The following is a 19321-nucleotide window of genomic DNA, read 5'->3' as shown; positions in this document are numbered from 1 at the left end:
CCCGATCCGGCACGGGTCTACAATCAGCGCCCCTTAGCCAGCACGCGATACAACGATAGCCGTGGCAAGTGCGCCATCTGCCTTGGCGTTCTGGGAAGCGACGGCTGCAGGAGTCAACTTATCCATGTCCAGTTCGACCAACGGCACGCCGGCCGGCTCTGCCTCGCCCTCCGCAAGCGCTGAAGACAAGCGCGCCCAACTGCGCCGCGCGGCACTCGAATATCACGAGTTTCCCGTGCCCGGCAAGATTGCCATCGTCCCGACCAAGCAGGTGATCAACCAGCGTGACCTTGCGCTGGCCTATTCGCCAGGCGTCGCCGCGCCTTGCGAAGAGATCGTCAAGGACCCGGTCAACGCTTTCAAGTACACGGCGCGCGGCAACCTGGTGGCCGTCATCACCAACGGCACGGCAGTGCTGGGCCTGGGCGATATCGGCCCGTTGGCTGCCAAGCCTGTGATGGAAGGCAAGGGCGTCCTGTTCAAGAAGTTCGCTGGCGTCGACGTGTTCGACATCGAGATCGACGAGAAGGACCCCGCCAAGCTGGTGGACGTGATCGCCGCGCTGGCACCGACGTTCGGGGCCATCAACCTCGAAGACATCAAGGCGCCCGACTGCTTCTATGTCGAGCGTGAATTGCGCAAGCGGCTGAACATCCCCGTCTTCCACGACGACCAGCACGGCACCGCGATCACCGTGGCGGCCGCCATGGTCAATGGCCTGAAGGTGGTGGGCAAGAACATCTCCGAGGTGAAGCTGGTCACCTCCGGTGCCGGCGCCGCCGCGCTGGCGTGTCTGAACCTGCTGCTCAAGGTCGGCCTCAAGCGCGAGAACGTGTTCGTCACCGATCTGGCAGGCGTGGTCTACGAAGGCCGCACCGAATTGATGGATGAGGACAAGGCCCAGTACGCGCAGAAGACCTCCGCGCGCAAGCTTGCCGAAGTCATCGAGGGCGCAGACGTGTTCCTGGGCCTCTCGGCCGGCGGTGTGCTCAAGCCAGAAATGGTGCAGCGCATGGCCGCGCGTCCGGTTATCTTCGCCCTGGCCAATCCGAACCCCGAGATCACACCGGAAGATGCCCGCGCGGTACGAGACGACGTGGTCATGGCCACCGGCCGCACCGACTATCCGAATCAGGTCAACAACGTCCTGTGCTTTCCCTACATCTTCCGCGGCGCGCTCGACTCGGGCGCGACCACCATCACCGATGAGATGGAAATCGCCGCGGTGCATGCGATTGCCGAACTGGCACAGGCCGAGCAGAGTGAGCGCGTTGCCGCCGCCTATGTGGGCGAGTCGCTCAGCTTCGGGCCGGAATACCTGATCCCGAAGCCCTTCGATCCGCGCCTGATGATCAAGATCGCCCCGGCCGTCGCCAAGGCCGCGGCCGACAGCGGCGTGGCCTTGCGCCCGATCCAGGACATGGACGCCTACCGCGACAAGCTGCAAAGCTTCGTCTACGCGTCGGGCACCACCATGAAGCCGATCTTCGACGCCGCCCGACGCGCGCCCCGCAAGCGCGTGGCCTATTGCGAAGGCGAAGAGGAGCGCGTGCTGCGCGCCGCGCAGATCGTGGTCGACGAAGGCGTCGCCCGGCCGACCTTGATCGGCCGGCCGTCGATCATTGCCCAGCGCATCGAGAAGTTCGGCCTGCGCCTGAAGCAGGACGTCGACTATGACGTGGTCAACACCGACTTCGACCACCGCTATCGCGACTTCTGGCAGACCTACCACCGGATGACCGAGCGCAAGGGCATCACGGTGCAGGTGGCCAAGATCGAGATGCGCCGACGTCTCACGCTGATCGGCGCGATGCTGCTCCACAAGGGCGACGTCGACGGCATGATCTGCGGCACGTGGGGCACCACGGCGCTCCACCTGCGCTACATCGACCAGGTGATCGGCAAGCGCCCCGGCGGTTGCGCCAGCACACCGCAGGACGTGCCGATCTACGCCTGCATGAACGGCCTGGTCCTGCCCGGCCGCCAGGTCTTCCTGGTAGACACCCATGTCAACTACGATCCGACCCCGGTCGAGTTGGCCGAGATCACCACCATGGCGGCCGAGGAAATGATGCGATTCGGCATCAAGCCCAAGGCGGCCTTGCTGTCGCACTCCAATTTCGGGACCAGCGACCACCCTAGCGCCGCCAAGATGCGCAAGGTGCTCGAGTTGCTGCACGAGCAGGCTCCATGGCTGGAAGTCGACGGCGAAATGCACGGCGACGTCGCCCTCGACGGCAAGCAGCGCGACGAGGTCATGCCGCACAGCGCGCTCGCCGGCGACGCCAACCTGCTGGTGTTCCCCAACATCGACGCCGCCAACATCTCCTACAACCTCCTCAAGACGGCGGCGGGCGGCAACATCGCCATTGGCCCGGTCCTGCTTGGTGCGGCCAAGCCGGTGCACATCCTGACGGCCAGTGCGACGGTCCGGCGCATCGTCAACATGACGGCGCTGACGGTGGCGGACGCGAACGTCGATCGTTAAACACTGTTGACGCTAGCGAGCGCCAACTTAACGAGCCATCTGCGACCTGGGGGCCTGCTCAACAATTGAGCAGGCCCTTGCTATTTGCACGCAATTCGTGCACACTGGCGGGCTTGAATTTGCGGGTTAACCCTTAAGGGAATGGCGGAGAAAAGGCTTCTTCGACCAGCTGCCCCCGCTTCCTAAATAGCGTTGTCCATCGTGGCACTTGTCTGCCTCAAGTCGTCTGTTGCGAAGATCGCCATCACCGGATTGGCATTCGCGACATTGGTGGCAGGAGGCTCGCAGGCGCTGGCGCGCGAATGGAGCGGCAGTACTGGCGTCCAGGCCGATCGCGCGACCACCATCGCGCTGTCCGAATTGCCACCCGAGGGGCGTCGAACCTATGAAGCCATTTTCGATGGCGGTCCGTTCCGGTACGACAAGGACGGCAGCGTGTTCGGCAATCGAGAACGCCTGCTGCCGCGCGAGCCGCGTGGCCACTATCGTGAATATACGGTCGACACACCTGGCTCGCGTGATCGCGGGGCGCGTCGCATCGTGTGCGGTGGCAAGCGAAAAGCACCGCAAGCATGCTGGTACACGGCGGATCACTATGCGAGCTTTCGTCGCATCGTGCCGCACCCCGAGCATTGAGATGACAGGTTATGGAGACCAGCGGCGCGCCAGACGCGCCTGACGTTTATGTTGACGACTATGGAAAGACCAGTGGAGACGAACGTATCCCTTCGGGGCGTGCGACCCAACATCGTGCAGTCGATCCGCGCATTTCGCGTGAGCGATCTGCAGGAAGTGGCACACGCCAGTGGCCAGCACTTCCTCTATGCCAACCTGAGCAGCGCACAGAGCAAGCAGGACGTGCTTGACCTGATCGCCCAGCAGTTCATGTTCCCGGCGCACTTCGGCAAGAATTTCGATGCGCTGTATGACTGCATGACCGACCCGCTTCACAAATCGGGTCCGCAGCCCGGCTTCGTGGTCGTTCTGGAGCACATTCCCGCCAACGCCAAGTTCGACAAGGAAGCGCGCGAGCAACTGCTCGACATCTTCCGCGACGCCTCCGACTACTGGGGTGATCGCAAGATTCCATTCCGCTGCTTCTATTCTTTTCTGTAGCCCGTTCTGCACCAGCCGGCCAAGCAGAACGGGCGAACGAGGCCCAGGGAACCGCTGTTCCCGAACCGACGGAAGCGATCGCAGTCGACGAACTGTCGGCTGAAAAGATGCCCACGGACAAACTGCTCGACGTGTCGCCTCTGGCACTGCGCATGAGCAGCCCGTTCAACGCGGGTTACTGGATGGCTGCTGCTTAAGGCAACCTTCCTACGCTTCCCCCCGAAAGAAAGCCCGTCCTGCAAGACGGGCTTTTTTTCTTTGGCGAGTGTGTGGCGAGGGCCGCCAGCCATGCAGCCCGTCGCTCAACCACCGTCTGGCACGGCAGCCGCCCTCACGGTCTGCGCAAGGGCGACGTATTCGGCAACCGGCACCTCTTCGGCCCGGCGCTGTGTGTCGAACTGCCCGCCGAAACCCGCATCGTCCAGCCACCGGCCCAGCGTGTGACGCAGCAGTTTGCGGCGCTGGCTGAATGCAACCTGGACGATCTTCTCAAGCTGAGCGAAGTCGACCACCGCCGGTGAAGCGCGCGGCACCATGCGTACGACCGCGCTGTCCACCCGTGGCGGGGGATCGAAACTTTCGGGTGGAACGAACAGTACGTCTTCCATCTCGTAGCGCCACTGCAGCATGACGCTCAGGCGCCCGTAATCGGCGGTGGCTGGCTGCGCCAGCATCCGGTCGATCACCTCTTTTTGCAGCATGAAATGCTGATCGGCAATGACGTCGGCGCTGTCCAGAAGGTGAAAAAGGATCGGCGTGGAAATGTTGTAGGGCAGGTTGCCAACCACCCGCAAACCGCCGCGATCATTGCCCGCCGCAAGTTCGGCCGCGAGGGCGCGGAAATCCACCTTGAGCACGTCCGACTCGATGACCGACAGTTGGGCATGTGCGCGAAGGCGCTGTGCGAGGTCGCGATCGAGTTCGATCACCGACAAGCGGCCCAGGCGCTCGACCAGCGGCTGGGTGAGCGCTGCCAGTCCGGGACCGATTTCCACCATCGGATCGCCCGGCTTCGGCGCGATGGCGCGCACGATGGCATCGATGATCGCGCCGTCGGACAGGAAATGCTGGCCGAAACGCTTGCGAGGAATGTGCTTCATCCGGGGAACCAGGAGCCGCGCGCGTTCAGCTTTGCGGTGGCTGGCGGTACTCCACGTAGGCGCGAGCCCGCACCTCCTGGCTCCAGGTCTCGTAGGCTTCCTCCAGGCGCTTTTCGCGAAGTGCGGCCCGGGCGGCATCGCGTTGCTCGGCCTGCGACAGCTTGGCCTCACGCCGGTCTTCGACCTGGATCAGGTGGACGCCGAAACGGCTGACCACCGGATCGCTGACCTGGCCCTTCGCAAGTCGATTCATCGCGTCCTCGAATTCCGGAACGAACAAGCCCGGGCGCGACCAGCCGAGTTCGCCCCCGTCCCTGGCGCTGCCGTCTTGCGAGTTGTCACGCGCCAGGCCTTCGAAGGTCGCCGTACCGGCTTCGATGCGCCGCTTGAAGTCGCCCAAGGTCGCGACGGCCTGCGCCGTACTGCGCTTGTCGTCCACGCGCAGGAGGATGTGCCGCACCTTGGTCTGGGTGATGGTCGCACCGTCCCCGAGCTTGGCCTTGGAGACGACCTTCAGGACGTGAAAGCCGGCGCTGGAGCGCACCGGCCCGGCAACCCCACCAACCTGGGTGGCTGCCACGGCGTTGGTAAAGAGCGCGGGGTAGCGATCCGCGGCCCGCAGGCCCATCGCCCCGCCGTTGGCCTTGTCGGGTGAATCGGAGAATTCACGCGCCAGCGCCCCGAAGTCTTCGCCTGCGCGGGCGCGCCGGGCGATGTCCTGCGCCTTTTGCTCGGCCTTGGCCACCCGATCCGCGCTCGCGTTTTCCGGCAGCGCCACAAGCACCTGCGCCAAGTTGATCTCTTCTGGGGCAGCCGCGCCGCCTGCCTTGTCGCGTTGTTCCTGCAGGTATTGGTCGACCTCCAGGTCGGTGACCCGCACCTTCGGCTCGACCTCGCGCTCGCGCAGGCGAAGCAGGAGGAGTTGCGAGCGAACGTCCTGGCGGAAGGCTTCCATGGAATCGCCCGACGCCTCGAGCTGGCGCCGCATTTCCGCCACCGAGATCTGGTTTTGGCGGGCCACGTTCTCGACCGCCTGATCGACGGCAAGGTCGTCGATCTTGATACCCGCTTCCCGGGCCGTCTGCAATTGCGCCTTCTCGGTAATGATGCGCTCCAAGGCCAGCCGGTTGAGCTCAGCCGCCGGAATGCGCTGCACCTCGGCGCCGCCCTGGCGAACAACGCGCTCGATCCGGTTCTGCACTTCGGAGTTCGTGATCGGCTCGGAGTTGACCAGCGCCACGATGTACTGGGCAACCCGCTGGGTACCGGGCGCCACCGCCGTCGGAGCAGGGGTGGGCGACGGTGCCCGCAGCTGCGGCGGCCGTGCGCGCATGAAATCGGTAATGCCCTGCGCATTGGCGCTGCCTGCCAGGATGGCCAATGCGGCCAATGCCGTGATGCGAAGGGGGCTTGGGGAGGTTCGGAGATGGCTCATAGCTGGCCTTCGGTCAATTTCAGTCGTACTGGGTGAAGCGGCTCGGGCTTGGATAGTCCTGCCGCAGTGGCGTGTAGCCCCGGATGTTCTGCCGCAGGCTGCGCAGCGGGCTGGTGCCGACGGCCGCGAAGCCGACAAATTCCAGCTGGAACATCAGCCGCGTATTGGCGGTCGCCTGACCGGTGGTCAGGCGCTCCAGCACCACCCGACCGATCCAGCAGCAGGCATCGTATTCCAAACCGACGATACCGTCGGTCAGCTTGTTGTCGTCGAGACTGTAATTGAGACGGCCGACGGCATACCAGCGGTTGCCGCCCTCGCCGCGTCCTGGACCGAGGTCCTTGCCTGAGTCACCCCACAGGTCGTTGAGCGGCCATTGCCAGGAGACGTCGACCGAGCGGTTGCCATCGTTGGCATAGACGGTCGAATCCTGCTGGTAGCGATAGGCAGCCGAGAGGTAGCGATAGGGACCCGGGCTGTAGCGCGCGCCCAGCGTGGTCCGACTGGACTCGCGCGTGTCCGGGTTGTATTGGACGGTGCCGTCCGTCGACCACTTGGGCGTCCAGTTGACCTGCGCACCCAGCAGGATGTCGCTGAGCCGGTCGGTGATGGGCGCCTGGCCCGGCAGCGTCACTTGTTGATCCCTGAAGCGAATGCGCTGGGCGACGCCTAGGCGAACCGCCTCCGCGCCGGTGTCCGGATCGATCAGGCGCGAAGTCAGGCCCACGGTGGCCATATTGTTGTCCGCGATCCGGTCGTAGCCTGAGTACACGTTCTCGGTGTAGACGGTGGCGAAGTTGAAGTCGTTCTGCGCCGAGTCGTACACCGGCAGGTTGCTCTGGTCCTTGAACGGCGTGTAGGTGTAGAAGGCCCGCGGCTCCAGCGTCTGAGTGAACCGGCGGCCAAAGAAACTGGTGTCGCGCTCGAAGATCAAGCCGCTGTCGAGGCTGAAGGTGGGCAGAACGCGCGTGGCGCTGGTGGCGCCGTAGTAAGACTCGTCGAACTGGTAGGCGGTGCCGTTGAGCATCACCTTCGGAATGACGAAAGTGCCGGGCGTCAGGAACGGCCGGCTCAGACTCAGGACGCCGAACATGCGCTCGCCATCGGGCTGGTCGGGCAGCCCGGGGTAGAGCAGACGCTGCAAGGCGGGATCACCGCGAAAGCGCGTGTAGTCCGCGTTGAAGCTGAAGTCGAAACCGCCAGGCAGCGCAAACTTGTCGTAGTTGGCCGTGAGTTGCGGCACGCGGTCGTACGGCGGCACGATGATCGAGTCGGCCGCCTGCAGCGTCTGGTAGGACAGGGCACTGACCTTGCCGTACCAGTCGCCACGCGCCCAGTTCAGCGTGGCGTCGGACGACAGGAGGCGCTGCGTGGGCGACGGCGTGTGCGAGAAGTCGCTCCAGTAGTCGTTGTCGCTCACGCGATTGATGTTGATGCTCGCGCCCAGGCTGTCCAGCCCCAGCCACTTGGCATCGAACGTCTGCTGATGCCTGGCCCAGACACCCCAGCGGTCCATGTTGCGCAGTTGATCCTCGGGCATGTAGTCGACCCGCGCCTCGCCGCTGTAGGTGCTTTCGAGGTATCGGAACTCGGTGCCCAGGTTGATGCCGCGCTTGCTCATGATGGTGGGCGTCACGGTGGCATCGCGATTGGGCGCGATATTCCAGTAGTACGGCATGTTCAGCTCGAAGCCGTTGGTGTTGTCCAACCCGATGATGGGTGGCAGCCAACCGCTCTTGCGTGCACCTGACAGGGGGAAGCTGATCGACGGCAGGGGCGGCGTGGTCACGCCCATGAAGGTCATGCGCGCGTCCTTGGCGACGCCGATGTCTTCCTCCTTGTCGGTCTGGATCGATGCCGCGTTGAGCACCCAGTCGGGCGTCCACCCCGGGAAGTCCTCCCGGCGGCAGGTGGTGTAACTGGCGTTGTGCGCGATCGCCACGTTCTGGTCGACGAAATCCACCCGCGATGCTTCGCCGTGGCCGCCGTTGATCAGAAAGCGATAGCGGACGTTGTCGAAGAAGCCCTGGTAGGTTTCGAGCTTGAGCTGCAGCGCCGGCCCCTCGTAGACGTTGCCGGCCAGATTGACACGCACGTTGCCGGTGGCGCGGGCGGTGTCGGTCGGCTGGTAGTACTCGAGCCGGTCGGCATGGATGACCGTATCGCCCCTGCGCACCACCGCGTTGCCTTCGACCACGGTTCCCAGGTCGGGCTGGCCGCTGATCTTGTCGCCCGTGATGAAGCTGGGCAGCAGCCCCCGCAGGCCTCTTGGGACATCCTCGGCGAGCTGGGGCGTCGAGCGCAACTGCAGCGGGCCGGTGAGCGGGTCGGTGGGATCGGTCTGCGGCGACTGCGCAGCGGCCCAGGGTGCGTGCAGCAACGCTGCCGACAGCAGGGCCAGCGGAATGGGCGGGCCTGACCGGCGCCGGTTGGCACGGGTCGATTCAGGCATTCGTTGACGGAGTGACAGAGTCAGGAAGTGTGACAGGCAACATCGCGGCGATGGCTCTGGGGGCTTTGGGCAGAGCTTTCTGGAAAGCTTTTGAAACTTGGGGCCGGCATGAGTCCCTTGTGAATGCCCGGCGCAGCCGCCACCGGACTCATTTGTAGAATCGATTATCCATGACAGATTCCCCGACTCCAGAGGCCGGCGCAAATGCCCAGGCGCCCGGCGCCATTGCCTGGAACGACGCGGCCCGCGAACGAGCCTTTTCAGAGTGGCTGGCGCGCGTCGCCCCGGCCCACCAACTGATCGCGTCCTCGGTCCGGCCGGCGTCGGCGGACGCGAGCTTTCGCCGCTACTTCCGGATCGATGCGGCGCAGGGTTCGCGCATCATCATGGACGCGCCGACGGACAAGGAAGACAGCGCCCCCTTCGTCAAGGTCGCCGCACTGATGGCCAAGGCCGGCGTGAAGGCGCCCCAGGTGCTGAACTGGGACGCGCCGCAGGGATTCATGCTGCTCGACGACCTGGGCAGCCAGACCCTGCTCGACGTGCTCGATCCGGCACAACCTCAGGCCGCACTGCCAGCGTTCGAAGACGCCACGGACGCGCTGATCGCATGGCAACTGGCGTCCGAGCCGAACGTGCTCCCGAACTACGACGAGGCCTTGCTGCGCCGGGAACTGGCACTGTTCCCTGACTGGTATCTGGCTCGGCACCGTGGCGTCGCGGTGGAGGGCAAGCTGGCTCAGACGCTCGCGTCGACCTTCGATGCCGTGGTGCGTACCAACCTCGCCTCCCCAAGCGTCTTCGTGCATCGCGACTTCATGCCGCGCAACTTGATGGTGGATCCCGCCGGCGGCCGGTTGGGGGTGCTCGACTTCCAGGACGCGGTGTATGGCCCCATCACTTACGACATCGCCTGCCTCACGCGCGATGCGTTTCTCAGCTGGGACGAAGAATTTGTGCTCGACGTCACGGTCCGCTATTGGCAAAAGGCGCGCAAGGCCGGGCTGCCGGTCGACGATGACTTCGGCATGTTCTACCGGGCCGTCGAATGGATGGGCTTGCAGCGCCATCTGAAGGTGGCCGGCATCTTTGCCCGCCTGACACTGCGCGACGGCAAGCCGCGCTACCTGGCCGACACGCCGCGCTTCATCGGCTACATCCGGGCTACGGCCAGCCGCTACCGCGAGTTGACGCCGCTGCTGCGCCTGGTGGACGAAGTCGAGGGCATCCACCAGCAAAGCGGCTACGCCTTCGGACGCGTCTAGCGTCCAGGCCTACGCGCCCTCCAGCCATGCCACGCTTTCATGTTCCCGAGCCACTGCGCACGGGCGATACGCTGTCCTTGCCGCCGGGCGCCGCGCGTCATGTGCAAGTGCTGCGCCTCCAGCCGGGTGCGGTGATCACCCTGTTCAGTGGCCAAGGCGGTGAACACACTGCCACCGTGCAACGCATGGGGCGCAGCGAAGTCGTTGTCGAGGTCGCCGACCACGACCCCGTCGAGCGCGAAGCATCGCGCGCGGTTCACCTGGCGCTGGGCATGCCCGCCAACGAGCGCATGGACTGGCTGATCGAGAAAGCCACCGAACTTGGCGTGGCCAGCATCCAGCCCCTGCAGACCGCGCACGGCGTCCTGCGGCTGTCTGGCGAACGCGCGCAGAAGAAGCGCGCGCACTGGGAGGCCATCGCGGCCTCCGCATGCGAGCAGTGCGGGCGCAATCGTGTGCCGCTGATCCATCCCGTGCAGGACTTTGGCGCCTGGCTGCCGACTGCGTCGTCAAGCGGCAAAGAGACTGCTCGCATGCTGCTCAGCCTGGCGCCCGAAAGTCGGCCGCTCGCCAATCTGGCTGCAGCGCTGCCGGCTAGTACGGCCGGCTGGATGCTCAGTGGCCCGGAAGGTGGCCTATCCCGCGACGAAGAGGCCCGCGCGCTGGAAGCCGGGTTTGCGCCCGTCAGCCTGGGACCGCGCGTGCTTCGGGCGGAAAGCGCAGCATTGGCGGCCCTCGTACTGCTGACAAATCCAACTGCAGGCTAGGGCGCCTGGCCGGTCGGGCGAGCGTGTCGCGCTTCGTCACGCTTGGGCATGACCGGGGCAGCCAAACGCGCGCACAATCGTGCGCCGTCAGCGTCAGCAGTGGCCCCAAAAAAGGCGCCCGCGACGCTCCATTCACCAGGGAACCAGGAGCACACCATGGGACTACTCGATTCGATCTTGAGCCAGGCGCTCAGCGCCAACGGCCAGCAGCCGCAGCAATCGGGCAATGGCGGGCTCGAAGGCCTTGGCTCTCTTGCCGGACTGGGCAGCCTTGACGCCATGCTGGGCGGATCGCGCGGAGGCGCTGGCGCAGCGCCTGAGGGCATGGGATCAGGTGGCCTGGCCGATGTCCTGGGCGGCCTGCTCGCCAACGACGGGCAGGCAGGCGGACTGGGTGGGCTCGTTTCCAAGTTCGAGCAGGCCGGCCTGGGCGACGTGATCGGCTCCTGGGTCGGCAATGGCGAGAATCAACAGATCACCCCCGACCAGATGCACGGAGCCCTGGGGAGCGACACCATCAACAGCATGGCCTCTCGCCTGGGCATCAATGCACAGACTCTGCTTCCTCTGCTGGCGAGCCTGCTGCCGGTGTTGATCAACCAGTTCACGCCGCAAGGCCGCGTGCCCGATCGCGGCCTGGGCAACCAGGACGATCTGCTGGCCTCGCTGGGCAGCCTGTTCAATCGCGGCTGACGCGATGCGTCTGCAGGCGACGTTCATCGCGGGAAGGGTGGCGCCCGCGTGAATCGCAACCTCTGGCTCCTGACGCTATGCCAGGGGCTGTTCCTGACGAACAACGTCAGCTTCATTGCCATCAACGGGCTGGTGGGGCTATCGCTCGCGCCGCAAGCCTGGCTGGCCACCTTGCCGGTGATGAGCTACGTGGTGGGCGGCGCGCTTTCCACCGGCCTGGTCGCGCGCACCCAGCGTCGCTTGGGTCGGCGCGTTTCCTTCCAGCTCGGCCTGCTGGTGGCGTTCCTGTCGGCACTGGCTTGCGCGGCCGCCGTGCTGGTGCAGTCGTTCTGGCTGCTCTGCGCGGCAACGCTGGTCGCGGGCTACTACAGCGCCAACGGCACGCTCTACCGCTTTGCCGCGGCTGAATTGTCGGCAACGCATTGGCGAGAGAAGGCGGTGTCGCTGGTGATGGCCGGCGGACTGATCGGGGCGGTGATCGGCCCCAACCTGGCCGCGCAGACCCGCCAATGGTTTGCCACGCCGTACCTTGGGGTTTACGTCGCGCTGGCGGGCGTTGCCCTGCTGTCGGCGCTGCTCATGCGTTTCATCGATTTTCCGCATCCCGGCGGCAAGCACGGCCAGGGCAGCGGCCGACCTCTGTCGGAGATCGTGCGACAGCCGGTCTTCATCGTCGCGGCAGGCGCTGGCGCGCTGGGCTATGGCGTGATGAACCTATTGATGGCAGCCACGCCGCTGGCCATGCAGGTGTGCAGCCTGCCCTTCGATGACGTGGCGCTGGTGCTCGAATGGCACGTCATCGGAATGTTCGCGCCGGGTTTCTTCACCGGTCACCTGATTCGACGCTTCGGTGCACTTCCAGTCATGGCCACTGGATTGCTGCTCAACGGCGTTTGCATCGCGGTGGCACTCAGCGGCGTGGATCTGCATCACTTCGTCATCGCCTTGTTTGCGCTGGGCGTGGGATGGAACTTCCTTTTCACAGGAAGCACGACGCTGTCGCTATCGGCCTACGCGCCCGAAGAAAAGGACCGTGCGCAGGGCGCCTTGAACTTCTTCGTGTTCGCGACGCTGGCCCTGACGTCGCTGGCCTCCGGCGTCCTGGTGACCACCCAAGGTTGGCAGTGGCTCAACATGGGCTCGCTGTTGCCCGTGGCAATGATCGCCGGGCTTCTGCTGTGGCTGGTACGCGTGCGTCGCCTGCGCCCGCAGGGCGCCTGAGCGTCTCGCACGCTCGCGCTCGAAGGTTCAGGCCACGCGCGAGCGGCCAAGCTCCGACGCCGCGGCCGCTGCGGGAAGCTGCGCCTCCAGCCAGGCGTGCAGTTCATCGAACACGGCTTGCGCCTCGACTTCGTTGAAAATTTCGTGGAAGTAGCCGGCAAACTCGCGCGTCACCACGCTTGCGCTTGGCGCAGCGGCTCGGGCGAACTCTTCGCTCCCCTGGGGCATCACCAGACGATCGGCGCCTGCGTAGAGCAGCAGGGTGGGCACGGACCACTGTGGCGCGGCGGCCATGACTTGCTCGCCGTGGGTCGCCAGAAAGTGCGCCAGCCGTGCGCAGATCCGGTCATGGTTGAGCGGGTCGCTCCGGTAAGCCTGAACGACTGCGCGATCGTGCGACAGATCGTCGGCATTCAGACCGTTGCCGACGCGAAAGGCGGGAGCTAGGCGCAGCATCACGGCGATCAGCCGCTTCTGCAAGGTGCTCATCGCAGGGCGCAAGGCGGGAGACGACAGGACGAGCGCGTCCACCGGCCGCACGCGGCGCGCCACGAATTCGGCTGCGACCAGGCCGCCCATGCTGTGACCGAGAAGGACGATCGGCAGCCCGGGATTCATGCGCCGGGTCTCGTCCAGCACGAGCGCGAGGTCTTCCAGCAGGCGTAGCGGATGGGGCAGCCCACCCCTTGGGCCGCTGGATTCGCCATGTCCGTAGTGGTCATGCGCCTGCGCCGCAAATCCCCACCCGTTGAGCTTGCGGGCCACGTGCTCGTAGCGACCGGCGTGTTCGCCCAGGCCGTGACACAGGTGCACGAGCGCGCGTGGCGCACCCGGCGTGTCTGGCCATTGGCGCAATGCCAGCGTCTCGCCGTCGCGGCTGGCAAGCGCAGCGCGGCGCATGTCAGGCGGCTGCGGCCTTCTCGCTGGCATGTGCTGCCGGCAGGGCCGCAATGACTTCGGCCACGGCGGCAGTCAGTTTCTTGGCATAGGGCACATGCAGGAACTCGTTGGGGCCGTGCGCGTTGCTCTTGGGACCCAGCACGCCGCAGACCATCATCTGTGCCTTGGGGAAGCCGGCGCTGAGCATGTTCATCAGCGGGATCGTGCCGCCCTGGCCGATGAACCCACAAGGCGCGCCGAAGTGCGCCTGCGAGGCTGCGTCGAGCGCGCGCCCGAACCACGGCGCCGTCTGCGGCGCGTTCCAGCCGGTCGCTGCGCCGCTGGGCTGGAAGGTCACCTTGGCCTGGTAGGGCGCGTTGTCCTCGAGCAGGGTCTTGAGTTGCGCAACGGCCTGGGCCGCATCCACCAGCGGCGGCAGGCGCAACGACAGCTGAAAGGCCGTGTACGGACGCAGCACGTTGCCGGCATCGGCCAGTGCCGGAAAGCCTTCGGCGCCCGTGACGCTCAGCGTCGGCTTCCAGGTCCGGTTGATGAGGGCCTCGATCGGGTCGGTGGTCACCGGCAACGCAAAGCTGGTCGAGCCATCGCAATCGAAGTGCACCCAAGGGTAGCGCTTGTAGACCTCGTCGCCGAGGATCTGCGCCGTCACTCGGGCCTGCGCCACGCGCTCTTCCGGCACCTGGCAATGGAAGCTTTCAGGAAGCAGGCGCCCTGAACGGCTGTCCTCCAGACGGTCGAGCACCTGGCGCATGATGCGGAAGCTCGAAGGCACCAGGCCCGAGGCATCGCCCGAGTGCACGCCTTCGGTGAGCACCTCGACCTTGAGCGTGCCGCCGGCCAAGCCGCGCAACGAGGTGGTCAGCCAGAGCTGGTCGTAGTTGCCGGCGCCCGAATCCAGGCAGATGACCAGGCCCACGTCACCCAGTCGCGGTCGCAGCGCATCGACATAGGGCAGCAGGTCGGGCGAACCGGATTCCTCGCAGGTCTCGATCAAGCCCACGATGCGCGGGTGCGCATGGCCCTGTGCCTTCAGTGCCTTGACGGCCGCCAGGCTTGCGTAGACCGCATAACCGTCGTCGGCGCCGCCGCGGCCATAGAGCAAGCCGTTTTCGTACTTGGGCGTCCACGGGCCGAGGTCGTTGCGCCAGCCATTGAACTCGGGCTGCTTGTCGAGGTGGCCGTACATGAGCACGGTTTCGCGCATGTCGGTGCCTTGCGCCGGCACCTCGAAGAAGAGCACCGGCGTTCGGCCCTCGAGGCGCACGACCTCCAGCTTCAACCCTTCGACCTTCTGCTGCTCCACCCACTGCGCGGCGTTGCGGATCACCGTCTCCAGATGGCCGTGAGCCGCCCAGTCCTTATCGAATCCGGGCGACTTGGCAGGAATCTCGATGTAGCTGGTCAGCTGCTGCAGGATGTCTTCGTCCCACTGGCGGCTGACGTCGGTGAGGGCGCGGTCGGCATCCAGCAGGCCGGCCGGTATTTCGCGGTGAAGTGGTGCGTTCATGGGGTGACCTTCGAACAGGCGTGTGGAACTCGAGGAAATGGCATTTTGCGCCGGAAGCGGGCTGCGCGTAGAGTGCGCTGCTTCGTGGAGATCTTCCGATGAGCAAGACAGGCGTTCACGTCGGCGTGGGTGGCTGGACCTTCGAGCCATGGCGCGACAGTTTCTACCCCAAGGGCCTGGCGCATGCGCGCGAACTCGCTTATGCCAGCCGGCACCTGTCTGCCATCGAGATCAACGGCACCTACTACAGCAGCTTCAAGCCCGAGCACTTCCGCAAGTGGGCGGCAGAAGCGCCCGATGGATTCGTCTTCTCGCTCAAGGCTTCCCGCTTCGCCACCAACCGCAAGCTGCTGGCCACCGCCGGCGATTCGATCCGACGCTTCGTCGACAGCGGTCCGACCGAGATGGGCGACAAGCTCGGGCCGATCGTTTGGCAGTTCATGCCCACGAAGCAGTTCGATGCCGAGGACTTCGAGGCGTTTCTGACGTTGTTGCCGGCCAAGGAGGGCAGCCACGTGCTGCGCCATGTCATGGACGTGCGCCATCCCAGCTTCATCACGCCCGAGTATCAGGCGCTGGCCAAGAAATTCGGCGTTTCCACCGTCTTCACCGATTCCGACAAATATCCATCGTTCGATGACCCGGAAGGGCCCGTCGCGTACGTGCGCCTGATGCGCAGCGACGCTTCCGTCGCGACCGGCTACCCGCCCAAGGACATCGCGCAGTGGGCGGAACGCGCCAAGAGCCTGGCGGCCAAGCGCGACACCTTCGTCTACTTCATCAACGGCGCAAAAGAAAAGGCACCCGCTGCTGCGAGTGCCTTGCTGGACCGTTTGGGCTGGAAGCCCGCGGCCGATGCATGACGCGCACTACCCGCCCAGACGGCAGGTGCGATGCGCGAGCGCCTCAGGCCGCGGCCTGAAGCGCCGGTTTGGCGCTGGGGGCCTTGTCGTCCGACTTGGTGTCAGCGGACGATGCAGGCGACGCGCCAACGCTGATCTCACCGGACAACTGGCCGCCTTCCTCGATGACCACCTTGCCGTAGCGGATCTTGCCGCTGACCTTGCCGGTGGCGTGGATGACCAACTTCTCGCGCACGGTCAGGTTGCCATCGAAAACGCCGCGGATCTCGGCAATGTCGATGCCCGCCGAACCCTTGAAGGCGCCGGTCTCGGCGATCTGCATGACGCGCGAATCCATGGTGGCCTCGACCAGGCCTTCAACCACGAGCGTGTCGCAATCGGTGATCTCGACACCCTTGAGCTTGATGTTGGGACCGACGGTGAGCTTGGCGCCGCCTTCCTTGGGCGCGCTGACGGCAGCATTGCTGACCATGGGCGGAACGGATGCAGTAGGGCCGGTGTTGCCGCTGCCGACGGGCGTGCCGGAAAGATTGGTGCCTGAACCCATCAGAGGAGCGGGACGGGAAGTGAGCGGCTCGGGCTCGCGATCACGGCGGCCGAAGAAGGGGGACTGAGATGCCACTGTTTTAACTCCTGCAGAAACAGGCATCCTAGGAGCGCACAGGCGCAACATCCGACTTCATTACGCAAGAGGAGTAACCAAATGGCGCGAAGGTGAAGCCAGAGACAAACTTTTTACTGAAGTTCAATTTCCTTTCGAGGCGGATCGGGGTGCGCCGTTTTCGTCGTCAACCCATACCGCACGCCCCTGTGTGATGTCCTGCAGGCGCCCCACCAACGCGCTTTCCCGGCCGAGATCGACTTCGAAGCGAAGATGCACGAGCGTTTCGTGTCGCACTTCGCTCATCGTGGCGCCGAACGCGGCCAGTTCGCGACGGACGGCACCTTCAGCTGCGTAAGGCACGGCGCAAGCGAGGAACGTGCGACGCACGCGTTCGATCAGCATGGCGTCGGTCAAGGCCGTAGAAACGGCTTCTGTATAGGCCCGCACAAGGCCCCCGGCGCCGAGCTTCACCCCGCCGAAGTAGCGGACCACGGTTGCCAGGACGCCATCGAGCTCGCGGTGCCGCAAGACTTCGAGCATCGGTCGCCCTGCCTTGCCCCCGGGTTCGCCATCATCATTCGCCGCCGACTGCCCACCGGCCATGAGTGCCCAGCAAACGTGCGCCGCGGCCGGATGCTCGGCGCGCAGTGCTGCCACCACGCTCAGCGCCGCAGCCCGGTCGTCCACGGGCTGGACACAGCCGATGAAACGGCTCTTCTTGATCAGCAGGTCGCTGTGAACCGGCGCGCTCAGGCTGAAGGCCATGTCATGCGTCGCATGCGCGCGATAGCTGCGGTGCGCCGCGGGCGCTAGGCGCTTCGCTCGATGCGAAACACAGCGGTGCCCGCACGCGCATTGGGCAGCCAGCGCACTTCGCGGTCGTCTTGCAAGCCGAAAGATTCAAGGACGCGCAGGCGGTTCTTGTGGGCCAGCGCTTCGAAGTCCTTGTACGTGCCCACGCGGATGTTGGGCGTGTCGTACCACTGGTAAGGCAGGCGACGTGTCACCGGCATGCGGCCGCGGACGATGTTGACCCGGTTCGGCCAGTGCGCGAAGTTCGGGAACGCGATGATGCCCATCCGCCCGACGCGAACCGTTTCGCGCAACATCACTTCGGCATTGCGCAGGTGTTGCAGGGTATCGATCTGCAGCACCACATCGAACGAAGCGTCCTGAAACAGCGCCAGACCTTCTTCCAGGTTCAGCTGGATCACGTCGACGCCGCGGCGCACGCACTTGAGCACATTGCCGTCGGCGATTTCGACACCGTAGCCTGTGCAGCCGCGCTCGCGTTGCAGCAGGTCGAGCAGGGCGCCGTCGCCGCAACCGAGGTCGAGCACGCGCGAGCCATGCGGCACCATCTGCGCTATACGGCGCTGCGTCGTCTCGTCGCTCATTGCATCAACTCCTTGGCGATGCCCTCGAAATACGCCCGGACGACGCCAAGGTAGCGGACATCGTCGAGCAGGAAGGCGTCGTGACCATGAGGCGCGTCGATTTCCGCGTAGCTCACGCGCCGTCGGTTGTCGAGCAGTGCATGAACGATCTCGCGGCTTCGCTTGGGCGAGAAGCGCCAGTCGGTGGAGAAGCTGACGATCAGGAAAGCCGCCTGGGCCGCAGCCAGTGCGGCCGACAACTTGCCGCCGAATGCTCGGGCCGGATCGAAGTAGTCCAGCGCACGGGTGATGAGCAGGTAGGTATTGGCGTCGAAGTACTCGCTGAACTTGTCGCCCTGATGGCGCAGGTAGCTTTCGATCTGGAATTCGACGTCCTGCGTCGAGTACCGGTAGGCATCGCCCTCGGCGGCGGCGTGACGCAGTTCGCGGCCGAACTTCTCGTTCATCACGTCGTCGCTCAGATAGGTGATGTGGCCGATCATGCGAGCGATGCGCAGCCCGCGTTTGGGCAATACCCCATGTTCGTAGAAATGGCCGCCGTGAAAGTCCGGGTCGGTGACGATGGCGCGGCGCGCCACCTCGTTGAAGGCGATGTTTTCGGCAGTGAGGTTGGGAGCGCTGGCCACGACCACCGCGTGCCGTACGCGGTCGGGATACTGCAAGGTCCAGGACAAGGCCTGCATGCCGCCCAGGCTGCCGCCCATCACCGCGGCCAGCTTGTCGATGCCGAGCGCGTCGAGCAGGCGCGCCTGCGCATCGACCCAATCCTCGACCGTGACCACCGGAAAATCCGCGCCCCAGACGCGGCCGGTCTCGGGATTGACATGCATGGGGCCGGTGGAGCCGAAGCACGAACCCAGGTTGTTGATGCCGATGACGAAGAAGCGGTCGGTGTCGACCGGCTTGCCGGGGCCGATCATGTTGTCCCACCAGCCTTCCGACTTGGGCTGGCCGGCGTAGACGCCTGCCACATGGTGTGACGCATTGAGGGCATGGCACACCAGAACGGCGTTGTCGCGCCGTTCGTTCAGCGTGCCATACGTTTCATAGGTGAGCGAGTAGGCAGGCAGGCTCGAACCGCTGCGCATGGGCAACGGCTCGTCGAACGACATGGTCTGGGGCGTGACTTCGAGGGACATCGGCAACAAAAAACCCGGCCTCGCCAAAAACGAGCCGGGTTGGGCGTCCGTCTTTAGCTGAATTTATCAAGCGCCCGCAAGCTGGAGCAAATCGGCGCGCGTCGAGTATAGCCAGACCATCGAATCTCACGGGCGGCTGGGCCCCAGCGCGGCGGATCATCAAACTTGATGAAGAGGTTGTGGATGTCCCAAAGGGCTTCGAGCTGTAACAGTTTCCCTATTCCTGCCTTGCTTTGCGTGGTGAGCAAGCACCAACTTATACTTTTTTTTATCCTACAGCGAAGGGCCGGGCAATTTTCTACTTGCTTTTTCAACAGATCACACATAATGCTCGCAGCCTTTCCAAGGCCTTTCGCATCTGGAATTGGATTGGC

General features: G+C 65.0%; 17 protein-coding genes. 8 read left to right on the top strand and 9 right to left on the bottom strand.

Annotation, left to right across the window (positions count from 1 at the left end):
* Nucleotides 1-124: 124 nt before the first annotated feature.
* The 3 genes from QTH91_RS08795 to QTH91_RS08785 all read left to right on the top strand — a co-directional run bounded on the left by QTH91_RS08795 (nt 125) and on the right by QTH91_RS08785 (nt 3604).
* The gene (locus QTH91_RS08795; protein WP_286659700.1) at nt 125-2488 is read left to right on the top strand and encodes an NADP-dependent malic enzyme; all 2364 of its coding nucleotides are present in this window, start codon (nt 125-127) and stop codon (nt 2486-2488) included.
* Between the two features lie 198 nt (nt 2489-2686).
* Nucleotides 2687-3124, top strand: coding sequence for a guanyl-specific ribonuclease (locus QTH91_RS08790; protein ID WP_390367940.1), 438 nt, complete (start codon nt 2687-2689; stop codon nt 3122-3124).
* A gap of 60 nt (nt 3125-3184) precedes the next feature.
* The gene (locus QTH91_RS08785) at nt 3185-3604 is read left to right on the top strand and encodes a barstar family protein (RefSeq protein ID WP_324814122.1); all 420 of its coding nucleotides are present in this window, start codon (nt 3185-3187) and stop codon (nt 3602-3604) included.
* Between the two features lie 302 nt (nt 3605-3906).
* Here QTH91_RS08785 and rsmA read toward each other — a convergent pair whose 3' ends face one another.
* The 3 genes from rsmA to QTH91_RS08770 are packed head-to-tail and all read right to left on the bottom strand — an operon-like array spanning nt 3907 to nt 8591.
* On the bottom strand, nt 3907-4704 hold the full coding sequence (rsmA, locus tag QTH91_RS08780) for a 16S rRNA (adenine(1518)-N(6)/adenine(1519)-N(6))-dimethyltransferase RsmA (RefSeq protein ID WP_286659698.1): 798 nt from the start codon (nt 4702-4704) through the stop codon (nt 3907-3909).
* A 25-nt stretch (nt 4705-4729) separates the two neighbouring features.
* Complete coding sequence (locus QTH91_RS08775) at nt 4730-6139, bottom strand: peptidylprolyl isomerase (protein WP_286659697.1); 1410 nt, start codon at nt 6137-6139, stop codon at nt 4730-4732.
* Between the two features lie 19 nt (nt 6140-6158).
* On the bottom strand, nt 6159-8591 hold the full coding sequence (locus QTH91_RS08770) for an LPS-assembly protein LptD (protein ID WP_286659696.1): 2433 nt from the start codon (nt 8589-8591) through the stop codon (nt 6159-6161).
* Between the two features lie 170 nt (nt 8592-8761).
* Between QTH91_RS08770 and QTH91_RS08765 the strand changes: the two genes are divergently transcribed.
* The 4 genes from QTH91_RS08765 to QTH91_RS08750 all read left to right on the top strand — a co-directional run bounded on the left by QTH91_RS08765 (nt 8762) and on the right by QTH91_RS08750 (nt 12537).
* Entirely contained in the window at nt 8762-9856 is a 1095-nt protein-coding gene (locus QTH91_RS08765) for an aminoglycoside phosphotransferase family protein (protein WP_286659695.1), read from the top strand.
* A 26-nt stretch (nt 9857-9882) separates the two neighbouring features.
* The gene (locus tag QTH91_RS08760) at nt 9883-10623 is read left to right on the top strand and encodes a 16S rRNA (uracil(1498)-N(3))-methyltransferase (RefSeq protein WP_286659694.1); all 741 of its coding nucleotides are present in this window, start codon (nt 9883-9885) and stop codon (nt 10621-10623) included.
* Between the two features lie 156 nt (nt 10624-10779).
* Nucleotides 10780-11316, top strand: coding sequence for a YidB family protein (locus QTH91_RS08755; protein ID WP_286659693.1), 537 nt, complete (start codon nt 10780-10782; stop codon nt 11314-11316).
* A 48-nt stretch (nt 11317-11364) separates the two neighbouring features.
* Entirely contained in the window at nt 11365-12537 is a 1173-nt protein-coding gene (locus QTH91_RS08750) for an MFS transporter (RefSeq protein ID WP_286659692.1), read from the top strand.
* Between the two features lie 27 nt (nt 12538-12564).
* Here QTH91_RS08750 and QTH91_RS08745 read toward each other — a convergent pair whose 3' ends face one another.
* Together QTH91_RS08745 and QTH91_RS08740 are read right to left on the bottom strand one after the other, a co-directional pair.
* Complete coding sequence (locus tag QTH91_RS08745) at nt 12565-13437, bottom strand: alpha/beta hydrolase (RefSeq protein ID WP_286659691.1); 873 nt, start codon at nt 13435-13437, stop codon at nt 12565-12567.
* A gap of 1 nt (nt 13438) precedes the next feature.
* Nucleotides 13439-14944, bottom strand: coding sequence for a M20 family metallopeptidase (locus QTH91_RS08740; RefSeq protein WP_286659690.1), 1506 nt, complete (start codon nt 14942-14944; stop codon nt 13439-13441).
* Between the two features lie 98 nt (nt 14945-15042).
* On the opposite strand from QTH91_RS08740, the gene QTH91_RS08735 reads away from it, so the two are divergent.
* Nucleotides 15043-15807: a DUF72 domain-containing protein gene (locus QTH91_RS08735; RefSeq protein WP_286659689.1), complete on the top strand. Its 765-nt coding sequence runs from the start codon at nt 15043-15045 to the stop codon at nt 15805-15807.
* Nucleotides 15808-15850: 43 nt separating this feature from the next.
* Here QTH91_RS08735 and QTH91_RS08730 read toward each other — a convergent pair whose 3' ends face one another.
* The 4 genes from QTH91_RS08730 to metX form a co-directional block, all read right to left on the bottom strand.
* On the bottom strand, nt 15851-16429 hold the full coding sequence (locus QTH91_RS08730) for a bactofilin family protein (protein ID WP_286659688.1): 579 nt from the start codon (nt 16427-16429) through the stop codon (nt 15851-15853).
* Nucleotides 16430-16552: 123 nt separating this feature from the next.
* The gene (locus QTH91_RS08725; protein WP_286659687.1) at nt 16553-17176 is read right to left on the bottom strand and encodes an IMPACT family protein; all 624 of its coding nucleotides are present in this window, start codon (nt 17174-17176) and stop codon (nt 16553-16555) included.
* A gap of 44 nt (nt 17177-17220) precedes the next feature.
* A complete protein-coding gene (metW, locus tag QTH91_RS08720) occupies nt 17221-17808 on the bottom strand; it encodes a methionine biosynthesis protein MetW (RefSeq protein WP_286659686.1) in 588 nt (195 codons plus the stop codon).
* On the bottom strand, nt 17805-18947 hold the full coding sequence (gene metX / locus QTH91_RS08715) for a homoserine O-succinyltransferase MetX (protein ID WP_286659685.1): 1143 nt from the start codon (nt 18945-18947) through the stop codon (nt 17805-17807). The genes metW and metX overlap by 4 nt, the downstream gene beginning before the upstream one ends.
* Between the last annotated feature and the right edge of the window lie 374 nt (nt 18948-19321).

The sequence above is a fragment of the Variovorax dokdonensis genome (assembly GCF_030316895.1).
GTDB lineage: Bacteria > Pseudomonadota > Gammaproteobacteria > Burkholderiales > Burkholderiaceae_C > Variovorax > Variovorax dokdonensis.
The sequence above is the reverse complement of the archived record's forward strand: the minus strand, read 5'-3'. Positions and strand labels throughout refer to the sequence as shown.

What these genes read in the sequence shown, in the direction of transcription:
- metX (WP_286659685.1), bottom strand. Translation starts at nt 18,947, where the DNA reads ATGTCCCTCGAAGTCACGCCCCAGACCATGTCGTTCGACGAGCCGTTG.
- QTH91_RS08725 (WP_286659687.1), bottom strand. Translation starts at nt 17,176, where the DNA reads ATGGCCTTCAGCCTGAGCGCGCCGGTTCACAGCGACCTGCTGATCAAG.
- QTH91_RS08735 (WP_286659689.1), top strand. Translation starts at nt 15,043, where the DNA reads ATGAGCAAGACAGGCGTTCACGTCGGCGTGGGTGGCTGGACCTTCGAG.
- QTH91_RS08740 (WP_286659690.1), bottom strand. Translation starts at nt 14,944, where the DNA reads ATGAACGCACCACTTCACCGCGAAATACCGGCCGGCCTGCTGGATGCC.
- QTH91_RS08760 (WP_286659694.1), top strand. Translation starts at nt 9,883, where the DNA reads ATGCCACGCTTTCATGTTCCCGAGCCACTGCGCACGGGCGATACGCTG.
- QTH91_RS08785 (WP_324814122.1), top strand. Translation starts at nt 3,185, where the DNA reads ATGGAAAGACCAGTGGAGACGAACGTATCCCTTCGGGGCGTGCGACCC.
- QTH91_RS08775 (WP_286659697.1), bottom strand. Translation starts at nt 6,139, where the DNA reads ATGAGCCATCTCCGAACCTCCCCAAGCCCCCTTCGCATCACGGCATTG.
- QTH91_RS08765 (WP_286659695.1), top strand. Translation starts at nt 8,762, where the DNA reads ATGACAGATTCCCCGACTCCAGAGGCCGGCGCAAATGCCCAGGCGCCC.
- rsmA (WP_286659698.1), bottom strand. Translation starts at nt 4,704, where the DNA reads ATGAAGCACATTCCTCGCAAGCGTTTCGGCCAGCATTTCCTGTCCGAC.
- metW (WP_286659686.1), bottom strand. Translation starts at nt 17,808, where the DNA reads ATGAGCGACGAGACGACGCAGCGCCGTATAGCGCAGATGGTGCCGCAT.
- QTH91_RS08770 (WP_286659696.1), bottom strand. Translation starts at nt 8,591, where the DNA reads ATGCCTGAATCGACCCGTGCCAACCGGCGCCGGTCAGGCCCGCCCATT.
- QTH91_RS08795 (WP_286659700.1), top strand. Translation starts at nt 125, where the DNA reads ATGTCCAGTTCGACCAACGGCACGCCGGCCGGCTCTGCCTCGCCCTCC.
- QTH91_RS08755 (WP_286659693.1), top strand. Translation starts at nt 10,780, where the DNA reads ATGGGACTACTCGATTCGATCTTGAGCCAGGCGCTCAGCGCCAACGGC.
- QTH91_RS08745 (WP_286659691.1), bottom strand. Translation starts at nt 13,437, where the DNA reads ATGCGCCGCGCTGCGCTTGCCAGCCGCGACGGCGAGACGCTGGCATTG.